Here is a 21,668-nt window from a genome sequence, read left to right on the forward strand (position 1 = left end):
TTAATTTTTCGACATAAAAACTTTTCCAACACCTAACACCTTTTCGATGATCACCATTAGTACAACGGTAAATAAAATTATGATGCTTGATACTGATGTAATAATTGGATCGTACTGGTATTGCATATAGGTAAAGATTCGTACTGGAAGAGTGACAACATCGGTGCTTACAATAAACAATGCTACGGTTAGATCATCAAATGAGGTAATGAATGAAAAGATGGCTCCAGCAATCACACCGGATTTGATTATCGGAAGAGTAATCTGGAAGAATACTTTAAAAGCCCCTGCCCCTAAACTCCTCGCGGCCTGTTCTATAGATCGATCAAAACCGACTAAACTAGCAACGACTAATCGTACAACAAATGGTACCGTCAAAATAATATGGCCAATAATTAAAGCCATAGGGCTTGTAGCTAAACCTATCCAAGAGTAAAACTGTAGCAACGCTACGCCAAATACGACGGACGGAATTAAAAGAGGGGAGCCAACTAACTGCACAATAGTTGCTTTTCCTTTAAACTGATATCTAACAATGGCAATAGAAGCAAGTGTTCCAATAAAGGTAGAAAAAAGTGACGTGCCTAGAGCGACAATGACACTTAACACAAAAGACTGTGTAAACTCAGGGTGGTTGACTAGTTCAATATACCATCTCAATGTAATCCCCTTTGGCGGAAAAACAATATATTCAGTCGTTGTCAATGAAGATAGTAAAACAACAATAATTGGTGCTAACAAAAAAACATATACGACAAAGCAAAACGAATGAAATATAAAATTATATAGTCTTTTCTTCATTGAATCGCCACTCCTTTTTCGGAACGGGCAAGAATTCTGCTATATACGATAATCGTAACAGTTGCCATAAAAATTAATACAAACCCAATGGCAGACCCATAAGGCCAATTTAATATCACTGCAACTTGTTCGTAAGTTAGATAGGACATAACTTTTACCTGTGGACCGCCGAGAATAGCAGGAGTCACAAATGAGCTTACACTTAAACTAAACACCATAACTGAACCGGCAAATACCCCAGGTAATGTCAGAGGTAATATTATGGAAAAGAAGGTTCTAATCAAACCTGCTCCTAGACTTTGTGAAGCCCTGATAATAGAAGGATCGATCCTTTCTAAGGATCCCATGATGCTTAATACCATATACGGAAATAGTACATGCACCATTCCAATCACAACGCTTAATTCTGTATACAATAATGTGAGCGGTTTATCAATCCATCCGAGATTGATCAAAGTGCGATTAACAACACCATTATTCGATAACAAAATAACCCATCCATAGCATCTGATGACCATACTTATCAATAATGGTGATAACACTATCAATGTTAAATAATTTTTAACCTTCCCACTGGCTCTAGAAATATGAAAAGCGACTGGATAAGAAATGATAACTGTTAATAATGTAGTTAATAATCCAATCTTTATCGTTCTCCAAATAACTCCTAGGTAAAAGGGGTCTGAAAGAAACTTCACGTAATTTTCCAATGTCCATTTATCCCCAATTCCACTGTTTGGATCAAATGTCTTAAAACTCGTGATAAATAAAGAAAGTAAAGGAAATAAGAAGAAAAAGATAAAAATCATAAGAGTAGGAAACAATAGTAGCCAAGACTCCAACTGCTTTTTATCTAATTTCCTTTTCTTTTGTTTTTGTATCTCCTGATTTTGGTATGTTTTTATTTCGGCCTGCATCTAGTTAACTCACCTCACTTTTTAGAGAGGAATAAATCTTTTGGATCCCAAAAAATCGATACTTTTTCCCCTTCCTGAATTTGGTCAGGGCTTAAAACTGTATTGGGGACATCTGCTATGATCTGTTTATTATTAGATATTTTTAAGATATATCTCGTTTTAGCACCAAGGAATATTTTCCTTTCAACTTTTGTTTGGCAATCGCCATTTGCTTGGGTATACCGATCTAAAGAGATCTGTACTTTTTCGGGTCTAATGTAAAAATCAACTTCAGCACCTTTAGTTGATTGGATCTCAACTATTTGTTCATTCCCGTAAAAAGATAACTTACATTTCTTACTTCCATACACCTCAACAACTCTACCGCGAATATGATTCACTTCGCCGATAAACTTAGAAACAAAATCTGTCTTCGGTTGGTTATAAATCATAACCGGGCTATCTACCTGTTCAATTTGCCCCTCGTTCATCACTGCTATTCGGTCGGAGATCGCAAGTGCCTCCTCTTGATCATGTGTGACAAATATAGTTGTAATTCCAAGCGTTTTTTGTATTCCTACTATTTCCTCCCGCATTTCTTGACGGAGTTTGGCATCAAGGTTACTTAGTGGTTCATCAAGAAGAAGAACTTTCGGTTTAATAACCAAGGCTCTCGCTAACGAAACGCGCTGCTGCTGACCACCGGAAAGTTCCCGAGGATAGTAGTTTTCATAACCTGATAACTTTACCATTTCCAATGCCTCTGACACTCGCTTTTTTATCTCATTCCTACTAATCTTACGTAGCTTCAATCCATACGCCACATTTTCAAATACAGTCATGTGGGGAAACAAAGCATAGTTTTGGAACACCATCCCCATATCTCTTTTATTGGGAGGGAGGTGGTGAATAGGCTTCCCACCAACAATGATTTCCCCACTATCCACCTTCAAAAAACCAGCAATCATATTTAATGTTGTTGTTTTCCCACATCCGGATGGCCCAAGAAAGGACATAAGCTCCCCTTGATGAATTTCTAGATTCAAATTTTTTACCACTTCTGTTTTATCAAATCGCTTAGCAACATTCTCGAGACACAAATAACCCATTTACCTTCCCTCCCTCTTTAGCGGGTTACTTCAATTTCCTTGTTTGCTCTTTCCGTCCATTCAGCTCTTTTTTGATTTACGTATTCCCAATCCACTTTGATTAACTTTTTAACCTGCTCTTCCCCATAAACAACTTTTTTAGCAATATCTCCATCTAGTTTTACATTTTTATTAACAGGACCATCAAACAAAGAATGGGCGAATTCCGTTTGTACTTCCTCACTCAAAATAAAATTGACAAATTTCTGTGCAAGTTCCGCATTTGGTGCATTTTTCACCACATTTGCTGTTGTCATTAAAACAGGAGCACCTTCTCTTGGAATGACAAATTCAATTGGAAATCCTGAATCTTGCAGTGTATATACTCTGCTGCTTCCCCATGCACTGGCTACTGTTTGACCTTGCAAAAAGTAATTGGACACGTCAGCAGTTTTATCAAATGTTACAGCGTTTTCAGCAATCTTCTTTAGCTTTTCAAATCCAGGTTCAATATTTTTCTCGTTCCCACCATTCGCAAAAGCAGCCATTAGAAGTAGATGAACTCCATAAGTGTTTGAGATAGATGGTAATACGAGTTTTCCTTTAAACTTAGGATCCTCCAGATCATTCCAAGATGTTAACGGTTTCCAACCATTCTGCACAAAATAATCTTTGTTATAGGCTAATCCTGTCACAACAATACCAAAGCCAACTCCAATATTCTCCTTATCTTTTGCAATGTCGTATACATTATTTAGGTTGGTGACTATTTTTTCATCTAACGGGGCAAGTAATCCAAAAGCTTTTGCCTGTGCTTGAGGTCCGTCGTCTAAAAAGGCTACATCAATTTGAGGATTATCTTTTTGGGCCTGAAGTTTTGATAATGTGTCGATGGAGCTCCCAGTTATATACTTGACCTTAACCCCAAACTCTTTCTCAAACTTAGGAATGATCGTTTCCTTCATCTTTTTTTCATAACTTCCACCATAGGCAGCCAAAACTAACGTCTTTTCTCCCCCACTTTTCGAACTTTGATTCGGTGAGCTAGCAGTTTGGTTACCACATCCCACGATCATAGTAAATAGCAAACAGATCAACACAGTTAAAACTGTTTTACTTTTCAACATCATTTTCTCCCCACCCCGATATCATTTTTTCAGATAGCCTTAACACCGCCGATTAATTCACTAATTTTAGGAAGATTTTTTAATCACCTCCCTATAGGAATCTTGATGTATCAGAGCCTCTCATATTTTTAATAAACACTAAAATTTTATAATTTTCAGACCTTAATTGCTAAAAAATATAATATTATAACTTTTAGTTTCGAAATAGATACTACTATAATGTATGAAAAGGTAATAATCACTATAGGAATAAGCGAACAATTATGCTGACTAACTTTTGCAGCATTCCTCACTCCCTTAATAAATGTATACCCCTTGATCAGGGGTTAACCTTTTAGGGGATACATCTATAACTCATTGGTAAAAACTCCAATATATAGAATAGTAAAAGATTTAAAAATAAACCTCTGTATAATATGCTTCTTTATCTTGGCGTACGTAAAACTTTGAATACTCGATAACCTCTTCTTGTTTTGTATAGGTAAACCTCTCCCATTCAAAAACTGGACTCCCAGGTTCGACTTGTAGTAATGTTGCTTTTTCGTCTGTAGCAATGTAAGGCTTTATAAATAGTTTGGCTCTTCCTAAGGCGATACGAAACTTCTTCTTCAGGATATTGTAAATAAGCTCGTTATTTATATCATCTGGTGTAAGACCGCAACATTTGTCATAAGGAAGATAGGTATATTCCAGCGCCATTGGCTCATTGCCTTCGATTTTTAAACGTTTAATCTTGATCACCTTCATATCATTCTCAATACCCAACTTATTGGTAATCTCTCTGTCAGCCCTGCCAACAGAAAAACTGACCAACCTATGCGGATGTTTCTCATCTTCAGTGGTTAAAGAAAAGAAAACATTTAAATTTTGTTCTTTTATTGGCCTAGATACAAAAGTTCCTTTTCCCCTTTGCCTATATAAATAACCCTTGTTTACAAGTTCTATAATAGCTCTTTTTACTGTAATCGTACTAACATCAAAAAGATCGGCTAACTCCTGCTCAGTTGGCAATTGATGTCCAATTGGCCATTCATCTGATTTTATTTTTTCTTCTAATACTCGCTCTACTTGTCGATAAAGGGGAATATGTAGTTTCTTATCTATGTACATTGATATCCTCCTCGATTGCAATGCAAAATTATAAGTTTATAAAATTATAATTTTTCGACTCACTCCATCTTTTGTGTTCCAAAAGATAAACAATTGTGTATGAATAAGAGGATACGCAGTGAAGGGATAAAATAAAAAATTCGTCAATCATAGAGTTTAGCCAAAGCTTATATACCTCGAATTAATTATACTGAATATCATCAAAAAGACCGATCTGATTTAATTATTATACTAGCTATAGCTGTTTGTCAATAATATTTTGAATTTTATATAAAGTTATATGAAATAGAGGGAATCGCTCTTTGTCATGTGTAAAATCGAAAGCTGCGGGAAAGAACCATCCTTGTCTTCGTAACCACTGACACCAAAGACCTTTGAATATGTTTTTTCAAGCCTGAATATTTTGAATACCTATGCACCTATTCATTCATCGTCCTCATTAGGTATAACCTCAAATAGTAGTCTGGGCTTCCACGTTTTCCAGTTTATTCCCATCCCCTAGTCGATCACTCTCTCGGCCATACCTATACAGGGGAAATGAATGTGTTCATATATGTCACATCTATATAAGTTGAAACTTTGTTTTACATCCAGTAGAGCGCCCACCGCATTCTATCAAAATGACTTGTTATGAAGGAAAACAGAATCGAACAATCGGAAAATCTTTATTGCAACTTATATAGTAAAGTAAGAGGTATGGTTTTCTGGGATTTCCCCCTGCTCGATCAGGTGTTCGTAGAACACCGTCACGGGCATGGTGGGATGTTCTTTTCTTAGGGCTAAAATATGATCCTCATCATCGGGCGACAGACGCCTTGAGTGGCCGCGGTCCGAACGGCGCTTCGGCTTTAAGGCGTCAAAGCCCCCTTTTTTGTATCGGGTGCACCAATCGAGGATCGTCTTGGCTGCGATTCGCTTGTCGCCCTGGTGGGGAACATGGTGCACTCGCTCGCTCACCTCTTTCAGATACGTCTTCGGTTCCACCTGCCCATTCACCAACAGAGCGATCAGCCCGTACCGAAACAGGGCAATGTCGTGTCTCATCGACTCATCCATTCGAATCTCCTCCTGGTCTCACTTGGAATCAGGACCGTTCCGGTCCTCCTGCCCTTATCGTACCGAATTGCTTTTTCTCCGTCGATAGGAAAGGTTTGTGGGAACATCAATCATTTCCAATTTAGGATATGTATGTAAAATAAGGATCCCATTTAATTCGCAAAAGGGTGTCGGAATCCGTCCTCCCACATCTCTCTGATGACCGAATCAAGACCGTGTTCCTCCAACGTCCGGATCCACCAAGAAGCCCGTTCCTTTTCTTTTTTCACGATAGGGCCTATGATCCTCCACCGCCTCGCAAAAAAGCTGTGAAGGTTTGATAGGTTTCGGCAGAACCGTCGGACATAAAAGATGATGCCGTCCTTTGTCGGGAGGAACGGAGCCTGGTTCGTCCTTTCGGTCAATCCCAACTGCTCTTTCACAACTTGCCATATGGCGGACAACGTATACTGAAAATACGGGAGGAGAAAGGAAGGCAGCACACTCACCGTCTTCAAGCATTCCCGACAGCGATACCGCACAATCCAAATGCGATAATCACCATGTGGGGTCAATGCGTTTCGCTCATCGTAACCGTGGCGGTGCAACGGGCGCTTGGCCCGTCAATGCGGACACTGTGTCAGAAGAGGGAAGTCGTTTTCTTTTCCACGTTCTGCATACGTTTGAACGTCAATGCCAAAGTCATGAAATTGAATCACGTCCTCCTCCCCTCCTCTGAACCGATGGATTTTCTCTTCCGAAATAATTCACAAAAAATTTAGCACATTCTTTCAGAAAAGGGGAGAGGGCTTTCTGAAAGAATGTGCAAAAAAATGGCTCTTTTGTTCCGAAATAAAGTGATAATTTACACCCAATATAGCTGGAATAAAATTCCCCACTTACAATAGAACCATAGTGTCAATGAGAGGAGCTATGGTTCGTGATTACGAGAGGGGAATTTTTTATGATCAAAGAGATGTACGAAAGGGGAATGAGTATTTCCGATATTGCGAGGGAATTGGGGATTGATCGGAAAACCGTCCGAAAATATATTCACTCCCCCAATCCTCTTTCGACAATGGCATTCTTTTTCCTCCTGCCGCGCAACGTTTGGCAGAAACATCCCCCAGCCAACGAAAATCCGTAGTTGAATATAAAAACAAAATATTGTATATTTATAAACATACAATGACGATTGATCGTGGGGGATCCAAATGCAAATCGACCATGCCGTCACGAGCGATGTCAAAGACATGCACGCTCTCATCCAACACTATGCAAAAAAAGGGCTGGTGCTGCCCCGCTCGCTGCTGTCCATCTACCAGCACTTGCAATGCATGTATGTCGCCAGGGAAAACGGCCAAATCGTCGGCACCGCTGGGCTGCATATCCTAGGGCACGATCTCGGGGAAGTGCGTTCGCTCGTCGTATCTCCTGACCATATGGGGAAAGGAATCGGCCGCCTGCTCGTCCACCATATTGCCGACGAGGCGGCCAGACTCGGGGTGAAGCGGTTAATCTCCTTCACGTACCAAGTGGAGTTTTTTCGAAAATGCGGGTTTGAGATCGTAGATAAATCAACACTGCCGGAAAAAGTGTGGATTGACTGCGTCAACTGCCCGAAACTCGACTGTTGCGATGAAACAGCCATGATCAAATATATTTGACCCTCCTCCCACCCGCATCGCGGGAAAGGAGGGAGAGCCCTTGGAAAAACCTTTTTTCCTCCGCTGTTTCGCTCTCTATACCCTTAACTAAAAACGAGTATGTTCGAAACTGGAAGGTTGGTGATTTCGTGAAAAATCGCGGAAAACGGAATCTCTTCTCAAATTGAGAAGTCCTGTAAAATCAACGCTTCTCTTTCAGCCGAAAGCAACGGGTTCGGCGAAATCGGTCGTTTTTCACCAGCCCTCTAGAAAATAAAACCGCTTTGCCCCCTGCTCGTGCGCCCCAGCCGCATTAAAGTAGCGAAGGATAATATAGTGGAATCCATTCCAGAGGCAAAATCGCCGAAAACTAATGGATTTGTTCGTTAATCATATGAAAATTAATATTCACCGGTATAAATTTCTTGATACGCTCAATATCCCGCTTCTTGTAGTCCATAATCACAATGCCAGTAATGACCTCATCCTCTTCAGAAAACCGGATAAACACACCAGGAGCTGCTTCGTCATCGTACGACACTTTTGGTTCGCCCAAATAAATATAAAGAACATCGTGATCATAGTCATAGGAGTATTTAACGTTTTCCTGTAAATTTTGGACGAACATAAATCGCACCTCCTGTCTCTTGGTTTAACCTGCTTTTGGCGATGACGGTAACAACGTCACCATACGCTTCATTTTCATGGTCGACAATAACGACCAATGCCTTTAGTGACTTAAACTTAGGCAATTGCACAAGATCTATATATTTTTGTCTTGTATCATGCTGATCGTCTGGATTATTTGGCAATATAAAACAAGGATCTTGAATGACGCTCTTGACCATATCTTCTTGGCCTATAAACTCTTCCCTTGTATGATCCCCACCAACAATATGATAATTCCATGTTGTGCTTTTAAGCCGCACCTCTCTGCCTAGAGGATCCTCAGTTATAAATATGTAGTCTGTATTGATCTTGTTACCTTCCATTATTGCTCACTCTTCACACCAATAATACCTAATTGCGAAAGTTCCTGAATCTTTTCCTCACTTGGCGGGGAAGAGTTGAGATGAATATATCGACTCACTTCCAACATTCCGCTGTCATTGTCAATCCATTTACCATAATAACGTTTTTCAAATACATGTCCCGTCAAACGATAGCGAGTATTATAATAATTCGCATACCGTTTGTTCATGAGCGCCATGACTTTCGAAATCGGCTCCTGTTGTGAGCGCAGCTGCAGGTGAAAGTGATTCGTCATAAGGCAATATGCGGCTATTTCAAATGGGATTTTTTCGTGAAGCTGGTGGAGGATATGAAGAAAAGCGAGAAAATCATTTGTTTCCTTGAATAGGGGATCACGCCGATTGCCGCGGCAAACGATATGATAAAACCGATGGGGCACCCAGATCCGCTTTTGCCGTCCCATTCTTTTTACCTCGCTGTTGCCTGTTGCTTCGTATATGTTTTCATCCATCTTAGCGTCATCGCTTCCCAAAGCGATTCATCCGCTATCTCTTCGGTTCCCTTTAAATCGGAAATGGTCCTTGCCAACCGAATGATTTTCGTTTGTACACGATTGCTCCATTGATGTTGGGATGCCCATTGCTGCAACAGAAGTTGCTGCCTGTTGGCAAGCGGGCTTTTTTCCATTAATAACTCAAAAGGAACACGCCCATTCGTTATTTCTTTTCCGTAACGTTCATATTGCTTTCTTCTTGCTTCTTCTACTCTTTTCCTTATGGTTTCCGAAGATTCCGAAACCCTCGTTTCTTTGGTGAAATCAATGACTTCCAATGATAATAAAACATCCATCCGGTCATAAATCGGCCCGGAAACACGATTTCGATACGCTTGAATTTGTTTCGGACTGCATGTGCAATAGCGCGTTCTTGAGCCTAAATATCCACACGGACACGGATTCATCGCCCCAAGCAAAATAAAGTCCGCGGGATATGTCACCGTCGACGAAATACGGCTAATCGTCACTTTCCCCGTCTCTAACGGCTGGCGAAGCATATCCAGCGTCTTTTTCGCAAATTCCGCCATTTCATCGAGAAACAAAACACCGCGATGTGCCAGCGACACTTCGCCAGGCTTTGGGTGCGTTCCCCCGCCAATTAAAGAAAGCGATGAAGCGGAATGATGCGGATGACGAAAAGGCGGATGGCCGCTCTCGATTTTTTCCCCTGCCAGCTGGTACAAACTGATCACCTCTAACTGTGCATCATGAGAAAGGCTCGGCAAAATCGTCGGAAACGTTTCCGACAACAAACTTTTCCCGCACCCAGGCGGTCCAACCATTAACACGTGATGTCCGCCTGCCGCTGCGATCTCCAATGCTCGCTTTGCTTGATGATGACCAATAATCGATTGAAAATCTCGATGATGCTTTCGCGGGGAGTTCGTAATTTCAGGAGTGCGAAAAGCTGGGGATAACGAAAAAAGAACACGTTGTCCTTGCAGATATTGCACCGTTTCTTCCAATGTCTGAACAAAGATACAACCGAGATCTTTCAAATGATGAAGCGGAAGTGTGGGATCATACGGAAGGTATACTTTTTGAAAACCGAGCTTCTTTGCCGCCAATATTGCTGGAAGCATGCCATCCACCGGCTGAATCGCTCCATCCAACGATAACGAACCTAAAAACGCTGCATCGGGGGAAACCGGCGCTGTCAGCTTGCCCATTGCCTTCAAAATCCCAATCGCCATCGCCAAATCAAACATCGGGCTATGCTTTTTTCCGCTCCGGCGGAGACAAATGAACAACAAGCCTTTTATCAAAAAAGTCGCATCCGAAAGCATAAAGCGAAGCAAGAACACGTTCCTTTGCCTCTTTCACCGACGCATCCGGCAACCCAACAATCACCATCGCCGCAATCCCCGGCACCTCCTGCACCTCCACCTGCACCCGATACCCTTCTAACCCCCTTAACCCAATGCTTAAAATCTTCACCGTCACTCATCCATCCCTCCCAATCACAGAACATTAGTTCTCACCCATCATTGTAATACCCTCTCATTTATCTTTCAATTACCAATATTTTGACAAATTTCGGGTGGTGACAGGCACCACCCCCAATTATTGGAATAACACCAATTATTGGAATTATAAAAATATTTTTACTTCCATGTTGACAAAAATGAACAAAATCGAATAAAATTATGTTACAAGTTAACAAATAATCGTTAAAATCGAACAACTAGTTCAAAAGGTGAATACACATGTTACCAAAAGAACGACGCCGATGGATTGAAAAACAATTGATCACCCAAGGTAAAGTGGATATCGAAGAACTGTCGCAACAATTAAACGTGTCAGCAATGACGATCAGAAGAGATTTGGCTCTTCTTGAAAGAGAGGGCAAGATCGTCCGAACACATGGGGGTGCCATTCATCCGAAATCGCTAATTCAAGAAACACCGTACTCAACGAAAAAAGAAAAAAATATCGAGCAGAAAAAAGCCATTGCCCGTAAAGCAGTCGAACTGATTCCAGAAGGAGCTAATGTCATTTTAGATTCAGGAACGACCACTATTGAAGTCGCTAGGTTGATTAAAGACAGGGAAGATTTAACTGTTATTACTAATGACATTAAGATTGCAGCCGAATTAATGGAAAGTAAATTAAAGGTGATCGTGACGGGAGGGGAATTGCAAAACCAAGTTGGTACTTTGTATGGCTGGCCTACCCAAGAGTTACTGAAAAACATCCATGCAGATATTTTCTTTTTAGGGGCCCATGCTGTCGATATTGCATCAGGAGTAACATCGCCCACTTTTGAAAAATCGCTAATCAAAAAACTGATGATGCAAGCGGCCGAATCTACTTGGTTGCTGGCCGATTCCAGCAAGTTTAACCAAAAGGCTTTTTCTCTCGTTTGCCAACTTTCAGAGTTGGAAGGGATTATTACAGACACGGGATTAAGCCAAGAAGACCAGTGTAAATATAGTGAACATGTAAACGTGATTGTTGTACGCCCTATTGAATGAGAATGAGTATAGGCAGTCCCAACTTCAACTAAAAATCAACGTCATATGAAAAACCCCTTACTGTCCTGCTTGGTGATAAACAAAAATAAGGGGGTGATCCATCGGCAGCGATATAAACGATTTTGATAGACAGAGAGGGGGAACAATACTTATGAGAATAGGAGTAATTGCAGATGATCTGACCGGCGCTAATGCAACAGGAGTCAGATTGGCCAAACAAGGATTCAAAACAGCTACCTTCGTCAGAAACGCACCTTTGACAAATATAGAAAACTACGATGCTATTTGTATTGATACCGATAGCCGATACGCTTCTAGGGAGATTGCGGAAAATCGCGTACGCCAGGCAATCAAAAACCTCAAACAATGGAATGTGAAGATATTTTGCAAGAGAATTGACAGCACCATCCGTGGCAATATTGGGATCGAAATTGATACCGTTTTAAATGAACTCGGCGAACATTCTATCGCCATCGTCGTCCCTTCTTTTCCCGACTCAGGAAGAATAACAACCGGGGGATATTTGCTCGTTGATGGTGTACCTGTCCAGGAAACCGACGTAGCCAAAGATCCTCTTATGCCCGTCAATCAGTCGTTTGTCCCAGACATCATTCGACAACAAAGCATCCATTCAGTCTCATTGATAGGGCTGGATGCCGTTCTTTCCGGCGTCGGGAGAATCACCAATAAATTACGGGAAGAAATCGAACAGGGAAACCGAATCATCGTGGTTGATGCAGTAAACGATGAACATATCGAAACAATTGCCCTTGCGATGACAAAGATTAAAGATAAAATCATTGTTCCCGTCGATCCAGGTCCCTTAACCGCTTACTATGCAAGATTATACTTACATCAAGAACTCAACACACAAAAAATATTAATCGTCATCGGAAGTGTGACCTCTTTAACCGGCCGACAACTTCATTATCTCTTAGCTAAAACAAACGCTAACCCGGTATACGTAAATCCAGAAAAATTAGCGAGTTTCACAAATAGCTGGAATGAAGAAGTTGAACGGGCCGTATCCATTGGCCTAAAAAGATTAGAAACAGAAAACATCTTAATTGTAACTACGTACCACCCCGCGAATAAACTGATCAACTTGAAAGCGTTATCTGAGATAGAGCAAGTATCTGAAGATGCTCTAGCTAAAAGAATAACAGACGGACTTGCCGTAATTAGCAGGAAAATTATTGAGAGTTCCAAATATCCCATTTCTGGATGCTTCACAAGCGGCGGCGATGTAACCGCATCCCTTTGCGCCGTAGGAAGAGCAAATGGCATTGAAATTGAAGACGAAGTTCTCCCATTGACATCATTCGGATACTTCTCGGGAGGATACTTGGACGGACTCCCTGTCGTCACAAAGGGAGGCATGGTTGGCGACCAACGGTCCATTTACAAAAGTCTACGGTTTTTGCAAATGAAAATCAATCACCAAAGGAGTGGAAAACATGTCAGCACAAACTAAACCGATTATCGCAATCCCAATGGGAGATCCGGCAGGAATCGGACCAGAGATCACAGTTAAAGCCTTGAATAACCCGAAAATATATGAAGTTTGCTCACCCCTTGTTATTGGTCATAGTGAAGTATTGAAAATGGCTATGAATTTTACAAGTATCTCGCTGAACATCCGTGAAATTAAAGATCCTTCAGATGGAAAATACGAACATGGAACAATAGATGTTATCTCATTAAACAACGTAAACGTAGACACCCTTGAAATGGGGAAAGTTCAGGCACAATGCGGGAAGGCAGCTTACGAATATATTGAAACAGCTGTCCATCTAGCCCTTAACGGAAAAGTGTCAGCTTTAGCCACGACGCCGATCAATAAAGAATCGTTGAAAGCGGCAAACGTTCCTTTTATCGGACATACAGAAATATTAGCCGCATTGACCAACACCCATGATCCACTGACGATGTTTGAAGTAAGAAACATGAGAATTTTCTTTTTAACGAGACACCTGTCCCTAAAAGACGCCATCGCCGCAATGACAAAAGAGAGAGTTTGTGACTATTTAATTCGTTGTGATCAAGCATTGCAACGCCTAGGAGTGGAAAATCGCAAAATCGCCGTAGCAGCATTAAACCCACACGGCGGAGAAAATGGGCTGTTTGGAAGGGAAGAAATCGATGAGATTCTCCCAGGCATTCAAATGGCTCAAGAAAAAGGGATTAACGCCGTTGGGCCAATCCCTGCTGACTCTGTTTTTCATCACGCACTAAATGGGCGTTATGATGCTGTACTATCCCTTTACCATGATCAAGGTCATATTGCCGCGAAGATGGCGGATTTTGAAAGAACGATTTCGATTACAAACGGTCTTCCATTTTTGCGCACATCTGTCGACCACGGAACAGCCTTCGATATTGCCGGAAAGGGAATTGCAAGCAGCGTAAGTATGGAAGAAGCCATTACACTTGCAGCAAAATATGCGCCAAAATTTCAGCCTTCATGGGCATAACTCTTCTATGGTCTAGGCAACAAAAGGGGAATGAAAAGGGGGTATAAGCGTTGGAAGCATCGGGCGCCCAAATGATATTCGGGCTTGTATTAGGGGTAGCGATCCTCATTTTCCTAGTACTTAAGACGAAAATTCACGCATTTTTGGCTCTGATCATAGCAGCTTCCATTACTGGACTGGTTGGGGGCATGTCTGCTCCCGACGTCATCAACGCGATCACCGCAGGATTCGGATCCACTTTAGGATCTATAGGAATCGTGATTGGATTCGGAGTGATGATGGGACGCATTTTAGAAGTATCCGGTGCTGCTGAAAAAATGGCATATACGCTTGTAAAATGGGTCGGAAAACGAAAAGAAGAATGGGCAATGGCGATCACAGGGTATATCGTTTCCATCCCTATCTTTGTGGACTCAGCCTTTGTGATTTTAACGCCGCTTGTGAAAGCCCTTTCTAAAAAAACCGGGAAATCCGTTCTCACCATTGGCGTGGCACTCGGAGCCGGGCTCGTCGCCACCCACCATGCGGTGCCACCAACACCCGGTCCATTGGGTGTTGCGGGAATTTTTGGAGTTGACGTCGGATTGATGATTGCGTGGGGATTAGTTTTTGCCATCCCCGTTACCGTTGTAGGCGTCCTATATGCCAAATGGCTTGGAAAGAAAATATATCAAATCCCTGATGAAACAGGCTTAGATTATGTACGACCGGTTAATCCGATCACGGTCCAGGAATTTCTTGAATCTAAGGAAAAGAAAGACTTACCTTCACTAACACGATCGGTGCTTCCTATTTTCGTTCCGATTATATTAATCTTTGCGAATACAACCGTCACCGCCCTCAAATTAAAGGGAGGAATTTACGACTACATCACATTTCTTGGCTCGCCCATTATTGCAGTTGGAATCGGATTGATCTTCTCCATATACGGATTATATCACCATGTGAAGCGCTCTGAAGCGCTTGACCAAATGGAGGAAGGAATCAAAACGTCCGGAATCATCCTCCTCGTCACCGGTGCCGGTGGGGCGCTCGGGAACGTCCTAAGGGAGAGTGGAAGCGGGGATTATATTGCCCAACAAGTTGCGCAATTACATCTCCCAGCCATCTTAATCCCTTTCATCATCGCAACGATTGTGAGACTGATTCAAGGTAGCGGAACCGTGGCCATGATTACCGCCGCCTCCATCTCAGCACCTATTTTGCAACAATTAGATGTCAATATGGCATTGGCTGCACAGGCAGCCGCCTTAGGTGCAATGGTCTTCTCATATTTTAACGATAGCTTATTTTGGGTCATTAACCGCATGTTAGGAATTAAAGAAGTGAAAGAACAAATTTTGACATGGTCTATTCCAACCACACTGGCATGGGCAGCGTCTCTGGTTACGTTACTCATCGTCAATGCATTTTTCGGATAAATCAACAAAAATGAAACTTACAAGCCGCCCTTGTTACGGGGTGGCTTGTCCTCCTTACCTTTTCCGCTGATGCCATTTCCACCCGCTTTGATGATTTGTTCCAACGAATATTCCGCTTTCCATCCCAACTCTTCATAAATTTTTTGCGAGGATGCAACAAGACGCGCCGGGTCGCCCGGGCGGCGGTCGGTGGATTCAATGACGGCGTTGCGGTGGGTTACTTTTTCATATGTTTCCATGACTTCGTTGACGGAATAGCCTTCGACAAGTGCCAAGCACCCAGCCCATGAGATCAGACACTTATAGGTCATCCCCATCCTTCTCGTCTATCTCCAATTTATCATCCGCCCATAGGAATTTTTGTAAAATCACTACACCAAAATGCACTTCATAAGAAAGATATTATCCTTCTCCTCCCCCTGATGAGGAAGTCGCTGCAGCTGCTGCCAAAACGGCAATAAAAGCGGCTTGCTGAGCTTGAATGATTGTTTCCATCGCCGTGTATATCTCTGTGTCTAACAACTTTGAATTCTCCATTTTATCGCTCATAAAAATATTCACTGCCATCATAATATTGATATCTTTATGCCATTTGAAAACTTTTTCGGAATGAAGCTTATTTATCATCTGCTGAATCGTCGGTATCTCTTTCTCCCATTCATCAACGAAAGCCAATAGCCCGATCACAGGATAGTGCATCGCTTTTAGCTTCGTTCCTGATTGTTTGAACAAATCCATTATCCTCTCGCAACGCTCAACTAATAAATCTGTTTCTGTCTCTTTGTTTAAGGCCAAAATATGGCTGAGAAACTGCAAGTCATTCCCCTTTCGAAACCCACGTGCAGACAGTTTTTCGTAAAACGACTCCATTCTATCCTGCAGCTTATTCACATCTTCTCCTGTATTCGCCAACAAGACAGCGAGAGGGTAATCACTGTTTGAAGTTAAGAAAAAATGCTTTGCTTTCATTCCCTTATAAACCGCTAGTGACTTTTCCAGCTTTTCTTGGTAATCGTTATGATCCTCCACAGTGGACATGAGTGCCAAAGCTGCTAAATAGGTAAATGAGCCTCTACCAAACCCCAACTGAATACATTTCTCATACAAGTTAAGTAATTCATGAAATTTTTCCTCTGGCCTTTCAAAGCGAATATCAAGAATTGCTGCTGTTGGAAAACGATGATATGATTTTAACGCAGAGAACATGCCAACTTGTTCTTTTATGTAATTGCTGAGGCGAAGAAAGCGTCGCAGGTGAAACTCTCGGTGGTTGACTACATACATAGAGGCTACCGTCATTAATATGCGCTGATCGGGCACTTTCCATTTGAGTTCATTTTTCAACTGAACATAAATATCTTTATATCTCTTTATTTTTTGCTGCAAGCTTGCCGTTAACATCCCATCACTTCCTCAGTAGTGTTTTATTGTCATTTACGAAGAAGAAAAACGAAAAGTTTCACAAAAACAAAAGCAATACAGCCCTTATAACCGAATTGGAACTTGTTTGTATGTTTTCGTTCGTTCAAACTCGCGAATCTTCTCACCGATAAATTTAAATCCGATTAACGACGCATCGATCGTTGGCAAACCATAATGCTCGGCAATCGTGCGGCCCGATTTCGGATGTCACGATCGTTTTCACAACGACGCCGTTTTTCGGCAAGTCCCTGTTCTTTTACCAACGTCATGTTTTCAAAGCCAAATGCCTGAGGAGACTGCGCACCGATCCGAAAAACATAAGACTAAGAACAGACTGCAACCTCCTATCAATTTTTGAAAATCTTCAAGGCATAGCAGTGTAATACTCCAATCAAAATCCCCCTTTCGGCAGACTTAGAAGAATATCATAGGTTACTGTCTGCCTGAAGGGGGAACCCCGCCATTTTACGTTCATTCTTTCATCTTGAAACAACTATTCAATTTTAAATGTTTTCGTCAAATTGCCGACCATTACTTTATATGTTCCCGATTCTACAACAGGACGTTCCGTTCCTATAATGTCACCTGGAATAATGGCAAGCTGTGATGCAGGCAGGTTGAATGTGACTGTCTTTGTCTCTCCAGGGTTAAGGTGAATCCGTTTAAACCCAGCTAACTGTTTCACAGGCGTCAGGACAGAACGATATTCTTGATTGACATAGAGTTGGACGATTTCATCCCCGGCAACCTTGCCGGTATTGGTAACATCCACGGATACTTTTGCTTCTCCTTTTTTGCTAATAATGTTTGTTACCTGCAAATTTTTATACTCATAAGTCGTATAGCTTAATCCGTAACCGAACGGGAATAACGGCTCATACTTTGTTCCTGGCTTATGATTATAAAAAATCGGCACTTGGCCAATGGATTTTGGCCATGTCGAAGCCAACTTCCCACTAGGGTTGTAATTGCCAAATAGAACATCGGCAACCGCATTTCCTCCTTCTGTGCCAGGGAGATACGCCATTAAAACAGCTGGGGTAGATTCAACAAGATCCGTGATCATCAGCGGACGGCCCGCAACAAGAACGAGAATCACGTCTTTTCCGGTTTCGTTAAGCGCTTGTATAAGCTGTCTTTGAGCGGCAGGAAGTTCGGCTGTTTCCGTGTTTCCTTCCCCCTCAGCGTAAGGTTTTTCGCCAACTACTGCAATGACGACATCCGATTGCAACGCTGCTTTTACAGCCTCATCAATCGCTGCTTTTACTTTGGACGGATCTTTTTCGTCTTTTTCATCCGGCACTCCCGGTACATACTTCACCGCTGTATTGTTAGACACCGCCCCTTTGATGCCTTCAAGGATCGTCACAGCAGGAGGGAGTTCGTTAGGATTGGTGGCCCCTTGCCATCCGATCGTCCATCCGCCCATTTGATTTGCCACATTATCGGCACTTGGACCGGTGACCAGAATCGATTTCACATCTTTTTTGAGCGGCAGAACATTTCCTTCGTTCTTAAGCAATGTCATTGTCTCACGGGCTGCCTGAAGCGCCAGCTGACGGTCAGAATCATTGATTATTTCTGCCGCCTTTTTCGGGTCGACGTAAGGGTTTTCAAAAAGTCCCAACTCAAATTTAAGCGTTAAAATGCGGCTTACTGCTTGGTTAATGCGTTTCATTGATATTTTTCCTTCTTTGACAAGTTCGATCAAATTTTTCGTAAAGTTGTCTGCATCATGCGGCACCATCGACATATCGACACCTGCATTGATGCTCATGCGAATGGCATCCTTATATGATGGAGCTACTTTATGGACCGTGTGCAACTTCATTATATCTTCCCAATCCGATACAACGACACCCTTAAACCCCATTTCCTTTCGCAACACATCCGTCAACAAATACTTGGAAGCGTGAACAGGGATGCCGTTGATCGAGCCACTGTTTATCATAATGGTTTTGACACCGCTTTCAATTTGCGCTTGAAAAGATGGATAGAAAATCTCTCTTAAGGTGCGAAGGGAAATGTCAGCTGGAGAACGATCCTGTCCGTTAAGCGGCTGGGAATAACCGACAAAATGTTTTCCCGTGGCTGCTACACTTTCTTGATCGGACAACTTCTTTCCTTGAAGTCCTTTGACCGCCGCCGCACTCAACTTTGAAGCGAGGTAAGGATCCTCACCAAATGTTTCATAAAAACGCCCCCAACGAATATCCCGGCCAATATCGGCAACAGGGGCAAAATTCCAATGAATGCCGGTCGCTCTTACAGACTTTGCAGTACTTGCGGAAAGTTTTTCGACCAATTCTGGATCCCATGCGTTAGCGAGTCCAATATTGTGGGGGAAAATGGTTGCTCCGAGGACATTGTTATGTCCGTGAACTGCATCAACACCGTAAATAATCGGGATATGCAAACGCGAATGCTCCATCGCATATTTTTGAATGTCGTTTGTCAATTTAGCCCATTCTTCCGGATTGTTCGGTACTGGTGCCGCTCCGCCGCCGCTTAGAATAGAACCAACATGATTGTCTACAAAAATCTTTTTCATCCATTCAGGGTTCAGCGGTCCCCGATCCCATTCATTTGTTCCCATGAGCCTTGTTACATTAATTTGCGTCATCTGCCCCACTTTCTCTTCCAGCGTCATCCGCTGCAGCAAATCTTTCACTCTTTGCTCAATAGGCGCCTCTGGATTCAAGTATAGAGGCTTATCAGATTTTTTAGCGTAGGCAGCCCCGTCTTGTTTCACATACGGTAAAATAAGGCTAAGAAGCAAGAACGCCATAATAAAAAACTTAACAAACTTTATCTCTCCGTTCATTTTCAAACTCCTCCTCCCCAGTTTATTTTGTAGAGACGATGATGTTGTGCAACATCCTCATGTTCCACCTCCATCCCTTCTGATTTATTTCGTTGCACAAATAATTTTAAGACAGAGTATTTAAATAATTTTAAATTTTTTTCTTCACTTTTTTGTCATTTTCTTAAATATTTTGTGGTAGCGCTCATTGACTGGCAAGTAACAAGCCCCTTCACTCTATACAGCAATAACCCCACACCTCCTTCCGAAAATCAAATAAACACGCTAGGAACTGCTTCGCAATCATTTGCCGCGGGCTTTTTTCTCTTTCATCAAGTGGAGGCAGGCACTGAACAAATCTTATAGTAAAATGATTCTTAAGGTACTAAGGTTAAAGCAGTTTATCATTGTAATGCGTAAGGAGGAATGGACGCATGCACAAAATTGGACTAGTAGGCCCTCAACAATCGATCCAACGGGTTCTAACTGTTTCCAATGAATTTGAACATGAGATTCAATTTATACCTTTTCCGTATGAAGATGCCCAAGAAGTGAAGGAAATTGTAAAAGAACATCAGAACCAAGTAGATGGATGGTTTTTTTCAGGGCCTGTTCCGTATATTATGGCTAAGAAGGTGTTGAGCCATAACGCCAATTATGTATATACTCCCTATACTGGTTCGAGTCTTTATAAGTGCCTTCTACAAATGGCTTACTATCAAAAGCAAGTTGTACAAGGAATCTCCATTGATATGATTCAATCGGAAAATGTTGAGGAATCACTGCTGGAACTAGAGATCCCGATTGAAAACATCTATGTTCGCCAATTTGATGAAAACTATAATCGGGATGAACTCATTCAATTCCATCTGCAGTTATGGAAACAGGGAAAAACGAAAGGAGTTTTGACCAGCCTTTATGCTGTTTATCAGACTTTAAGACAAGAAGGTGTCCCTGTTTATCGGATCTTTATGACCAAAATGGAGATTCGACAAGCGTTGAAAATTATTGTAGAGAAAGTAAAAAGCTCCTATTTTAAAGATACACAAATTGGCGTAGAAATTATTGAAATTGATCAATTTGACCGGATTGCGGAGAAATCTAAAACACATTACTATTTAAAACATATGGAATTAAAAATACAGCAAACGTTGCTCCCTTTTGTTGAACAAATTGATGGCTCCCTGATTGAAAACGGAAATGGACGGTATCAAATCTTCAGTTCCCGGGGAGCGATCGAAAGAGAGATTGAGATGCTGCGCAGTACAGTTCAACAAATATCTTTGGATGTAGGCGCTCCAGTTGCAGTAGGAATCGGATTTGGCGAAACTGGATATTCGGCGGAAATGAATGCCCGTATGGCTGTCCAGCATGCAAAAGCCAAAGGAGATTGCGGGATTGTCGCTATCGATGATAGCGGTTTGATCATTGAATCTATTGGACAGGAAGAGGAATTGGCTTATTCCTATCGTTCGGATAATAAGGAAATGGTGGAGAAATTAAAGAAAGCGAATATTAGTACGAAGACCTATAAGAAAATTGAGGCACTAGTGCAGCGCATGGGATGGAGTGGTTTTACAACAGCAGATTTGGCTTCTCACCTATCTATGACTGTACGAAACGCTCAACGCATTATAGGAGGTTTATGCGAAGCCGGTTTAGCCGAATGTATAGGCGAGGAACAATCATCCACCCGTGGAAGACCGGGTAAAATATATAAACTACGAAACTGATGAAGCATCCCAAAACGGGATGTTTTTTATTTGTTAACAATCATCAAAATTTTAATTGTTAAGAATTATCACAATTATGTTGAAATATAGAGTTCTGGTATGTATAATCA

16 protein-coding genes and 6 pseudogenes are annotated in these 21,668 nt (G+C 41.8%); 7 read left to right on the forward strand and 15 right to left on the reverse strand.

The annotated features are described in order from the left end of the window. The 7 genes and pseudogenes from GHH_RS16560 to GHH_RS19590 all read right to left on the reverse strand — a co-directional run bounded on the left by GHH_RS16560 (position 1) and on the right by GHH_RS19590 (position 6,776). Positions 1–801 (reverse strand): ABC transporter permease, encoded by an 801-nt coding sequence (locus GHH_RS16560; RefSeq protein WP_015375980.1) that lies wholly within the window; start codon positions 799–801, stop codon positions 1–3. Further along, the gene (locus GHH_RS16565) at positions 798–1,718 is read right to left on the reverse strand and encodes an ABC transporter permease (RefSeq protein ID WP_015375981.1); all 921 of its coding nucleotides are present in this window, start codon (positions 1,716–1,718) and stop codon (positions 798–800) included. The genes GHH_RS16560 and GHH_RS16565 overlap by 4 nt, the downstream gene beginning before the upstream one ends. A gap of 14 nt (positions 1,719–1,732) precedes the next feature. Beyond that, a complete protein-coding gene (locus GHH_RS16570; protein ID WP_015375982.1) occupies positions 1,733–2,806 on the reverse strand; it encodes an ABC transporter ATP-binding protein in 1,074 nt (357 codons plus the stop codon). Between the two features lie 17 nt (positions 2,807–2,823). Next, a complete protein-coding gene (locus GHH_RS16575) occupies positions 2,824–3,915 on the reverse strand; it encodes an ABC transporter substrate-binding protein (protein ID WP_201764078.1) in 1,092 nt (363 codons plus the stop codon). Positions 3,916–4,305: 390 nt separating this feature from the next. Then, the gene (locus GHH_RS16580) at positions 4,306–5,022 is read right to left on the reverse strand and encodes a GntR family transcriptional regulator (protein WP_015375984.1); all 717 of its coding nucleotides are present in this window, start codon (positions 5,020–5,022) and stop codon (positions 4,306–4,308) included. Between the two features lie 678 nt (positions 5,023–5,700). Continuing rightward, positions 5,701–6,078 (reverse strand): annotated as a pseudogene (locus GHH_RS16585) (helix-turn-helix domain-containing protein); the annotation flags it as partial. 152 nt (positions 6,079–6,230) lie between these two features. Beyond that, positions 6,231–6,776, reverse strand: a pseudogene (locus GHH_RS19590) (DUF6431 domain-containing protein). Positions 6,777–7,021: 245 nt separating this feature from the next. On the opposite strand from GHH_RS19590, the pseudogene GHH_RS18620 reads away from it, so the two are divergent. Both GHH_RS18620 and GHH_RS16600 read left to right on the forward strand, forming a co-directional pair. After that, positions 7,022–7,126: pseudogene (locus GHH_RS18620) on the forward strand (helix-turn-helix domain-containing protein); the annotation flags it as partial. A 145-nt stretch (positions 7,127–7,271) separates the two neighbouring features. Next, positions 7,272–7,724, forward strand: coding sequence for an N-acetyltransferase (locus GHH_RS16600; protein WP_015375987.1), 453 nt, complete (start codon positions 7,272–7,274; stop codon positions 7,722–7,724). 349 nt (positions 7,725–8,073) lie between these two features. Here the strand turns inward: GHH_RS16600 and GHH_RS16605 are convergent, their stop codons facing one another. The 4 genes and pseudogenes from GHH_RS16605 to GHH_RS16620 form a co-directional block, all read right to left on the reverse strand. Next, positions 8,074–8,331 (reverse strand): DUF2283 domain-containing protein, encoded by a 258-nt coding sequence (locus tag GHH_RS16605; protein ID WP_011888351.1) that lies wholly within the window; start codon positions 8,329–8,331, stop codon positions 8,074–8,076. Next, on the reverse strand, positions 8,300–8,695 hold the full coding sequence (locus tag GHH_RS16610; protein ID WP_015375988.1) for a hypothetical protein: 396 nt from the start codon (positions 8,693–8,695) through the stop codon (positions 8,300–8,302). The genes GHH_RS16605 and GHH_RS16610 overlap by 32 nt, the downstream gene beginning before the upstream one ends. Beyond that, the gene (locus GHH_RS16615) at positions 8,695–9,138 is read right to left on the reverse strand and encodes a transposase (RefSeq protein ID WP_015375989.1); all 444 of its coding nucleotides are present in this window, start codon (positions 9,136–9,138) and stop codon (positions 8,695–8,697) included. Before GHH_RS16615 ends, GHH_RS16610 begins: the two co-directional genes overlap by 1 nt. A 5-nt stretch (positions 9,139–9,143) precedes the next feature. Next, a pseudogene (locus tag GHH_RS16620) lies at positions 9,144–10,674 on the reverse strand (YifB family Mg chelatase-like AAA ATPase). A 263-nt stretch (positions 10,675–10,937) separates the two neighbouring features. Here GHH_RS16620 and GHH_RS16625 point away from each other — a divergent pair. The 4 genes from GHH_RS16625 to GHH_RS16640 all read left to right on the forward strand — a co-directional run bounded on the left by GHH_RS16625 (position 10,938) and on the right by GHH_RS16640 (position 15,600). Then, the gene (locus tag GHH_RS16625) at positions 10,938–11,705 is read left to right on the forward strand and encodes a DeoR/GlpR family DNA-binding transcription regulator (protein ID WP_015375990.1); all 768 of its coding nucleotides are present in this window, start codon (positions 10,938–10,940) and stop codon (positions 11,703–11,705) included. A gap of 151 nt (positions 11,706–11,856) precedes the next feature. Beyond that, positions 11,857–13,179 carry a four-carbon acid sugar kinase family protein gene (locus GHH_RS16630; protein ID WP_015375991.1) on the forward strand — a complete coding sequence of 441 codons (1,323 nt, stop codon included), beginning with the start codon at positions 11,857–11,859 and terminating at the stop codon, positions 13,177–13,179. After that, positions 13,163–14,179, forward strand: coding sequence for a 4-hydroxythreonine-4-phosphate dehydrogenase PdxA (gene pdxA / locus GHH_RS16635; RefSeq protein ID WP_015375992.1), 1,017 nt, complete (start codon positions 13,163–13,165; stop codon positions 14,177–14,179). Before GHH_RS16630 ends, pdxA begins: the two co-directional genes overlap by 17 nt. A 50-nt stretch (positions 14,180–14,229) precedes the next feature. Further along, positions 14,230–15,600: a GntP family permease gene (locus GHH_RS16640; RefSeq protein ID WP_015375993.1), complete on the forward strand. Its 1,371-nt coding sequence runs from the start codon at positions 14,230–14,232 to the stop codon at positions 15,598–15,600. 54 nt (positions 15,601–15,654) lie between these two features. Here GHH_RS16640 and GHH_RS16645 read toward each other — a convergent pair. The 4 genes and pseudogenes from GHH_RS16645 to GHH_RS16655 form a co-directional block, all read right to left on the reverse strand. After that, positions 15,655–15,860, reverse strand: a pseudogene (locus GHH_RS16645) (GDP-mannose 4,6-dehydratase); the annotation flags it as partial. Positions 15,861–16,002: 142 nt separating this feature from the next. After that, positions 16,003–17,001, reverse strand: coding sequence for a DUF4003 family protein (locus tag GHH_RS16650; RefSeq protein WP_015375995.1), 999 nt, complete (start codon positions 16,999–17,001; stop codon positions 16,003–16,005). Positions 17,002–17,109: 108 nt separating this feature from the next. After that, positions 17,110–17,266, reverse strand: a pseudogene (locus tag GHH_RS19745) (phosphomannomutase); the annotation flags it as partial. A gap of 249 nt (positions 17,267–17,515) precedes the next feature. Then, positions 17,516–19,846: a glycoside hydrolase family 3 N-terminal domain-containing protein gene (locus GHH_RS16655; RefSeq protein WP_015375996.1), complete on the reverse strand. Its 2,331-nt coding sequence runs from the start codon at positions 19,844–19,846 to the stop codon at positions 17,516–17,518. Between the two features lie 413 nt (positions 19,847–20,259). Here GHH_RS16655 and GHH_RS16660 point away from each other — a divergent pair, with 413 nt between their 5' ends. Beyond that, complete coding sequence (locus GHH_RS16660) at positions 20,260–21,558, forward strand: hypothetical protein (protein WP_015375997.1); 1,299 nt, start codon at positions 20,260–20,262, stop codon at positions 21,556–21,558. Positions 21,559–21,668 lie beyond the last annotated feature (110 nt).

It is taken from the genome of Geobacillus sp. GHH01 (assembly GCF_000336445.1).
In the GTDB taxonomy this organism is placed as follows: Bacteria; Bacillota; Bacilli; order Bacillales; family Anoxybacillaceae; genus Geobacillus; species Geobacillus zalihae.

What these genes read in the sequence shown, in the direction of transcription:
- GHH_RS16560 (WP_015375980.1), bottom strand. Translation starts at nt 801, where the DNA reads ATGAAGAAAAGACTATATAATTTTATATTTCATTCGTTTTGCTTTGTC.
- GHH_RS16565 (WP_015375981.1), bottom strand. Translation starts at nt 1,718, where the DNA reads ATGCAGGCCGAAATAAAAACATACCAAAATCAGGAGATACAAAAACAA.
- GHH_RS16605 (WP_011888351.1), bottom strand. Translation starts at nt 8,331, where the DNA reads ATGTTCGTCCAAAATTTACAGGAAAACGTTAAATACTCCTATGACTAT.
- GHH_RS16575 (WP_201764078.1), bottom strand. Translation starts at nt 3,915, where the DNA reads ATGATGTTGAAAAGTAAAACAGTTTTAACTGTGTTGATCTGTTTGCTA.
- GHH_RS16610 (WP_015375988.1), bottom strand. Translation starts at nt 8,695, where the DNA reads ATGGAAGGTAACAAGATCAATACAGACTACATATTTATAACTGAGGAT.
- GHH_RS16650 (WP_015375995.1), bottom strand. Translation starts at nt 17,001, where the DNA reads ATGTTAACGGCAAGCTTGCAGCAAAAAATAAAGAGATATAAAGATATT.
- GHH_RS16600 (WP_015375987.1), top strand. Translation starts at nt 7,272, where the DNA reads ATGCAAATCGACCATGCCGTCACGAGCGATGTCAAAGACATGCACGCT.
- pdxA (WP_015375992.1), top strand. Translation starts at nt 13,163, where the DNA reads ATGTCAGCACAAACTAAACCGATTATCGCAATCCCAATGGGAGATCCG.
- GHH_RS16630 (WP_015375991.1), top strand. Translation starts at nt 11,857, where the DNA reads ATGAGAATAGGAGTAATTGCAGATGATCTGACCGGCGCTAATGCAACA.
- GHH_RS16580 (WP_015375984.1), bottom strand. Translation starts at nt 5,022, where the DNA reads ATGTACATAGATAAGAAACTACATATTCCCCTTTATCGACAAGTAGAG.
- GHH_RS16660 (WP_015375997.1), top strand. Translation starts at nt 20,260, where the DNA reads ATGCACAAAATTGGACTAGTAGGCCCTCAACAATCGATCCAACGGGTT.
- GHH_RS16615 (WP_015375989.1), bottom strand. Translation starts at nt 9,138, where the DNA reads ATGGGACGGCAAAAGCGGATCTGGGTGCCCCATCGGTTTTATCATATC.
- GHH_RS16625 (WP_015375990.1), top strand. Translation starts at nt 10,938, where the DNA reads ATGTTACCAAAAGAACGACGCCGATGGATTGAAAAACAATTGATCACC.
- GHH_RS16570 (WP_015375982.1), bottom strand. Translation starts at nt 2,806, where the DNA reads ATGGGTTATTTGTGTCTCGAGAATGTTGCTAAGCGATTTGATAAAACA.
- GHH_RS16655 (WP_015375996.1), bottom strand. Translation starts at nt 19,846, where the DNA reads ATGAACGGAGAGATAAAGTTTGTTAAGTTTTTTATTATGGCGTTCTTG.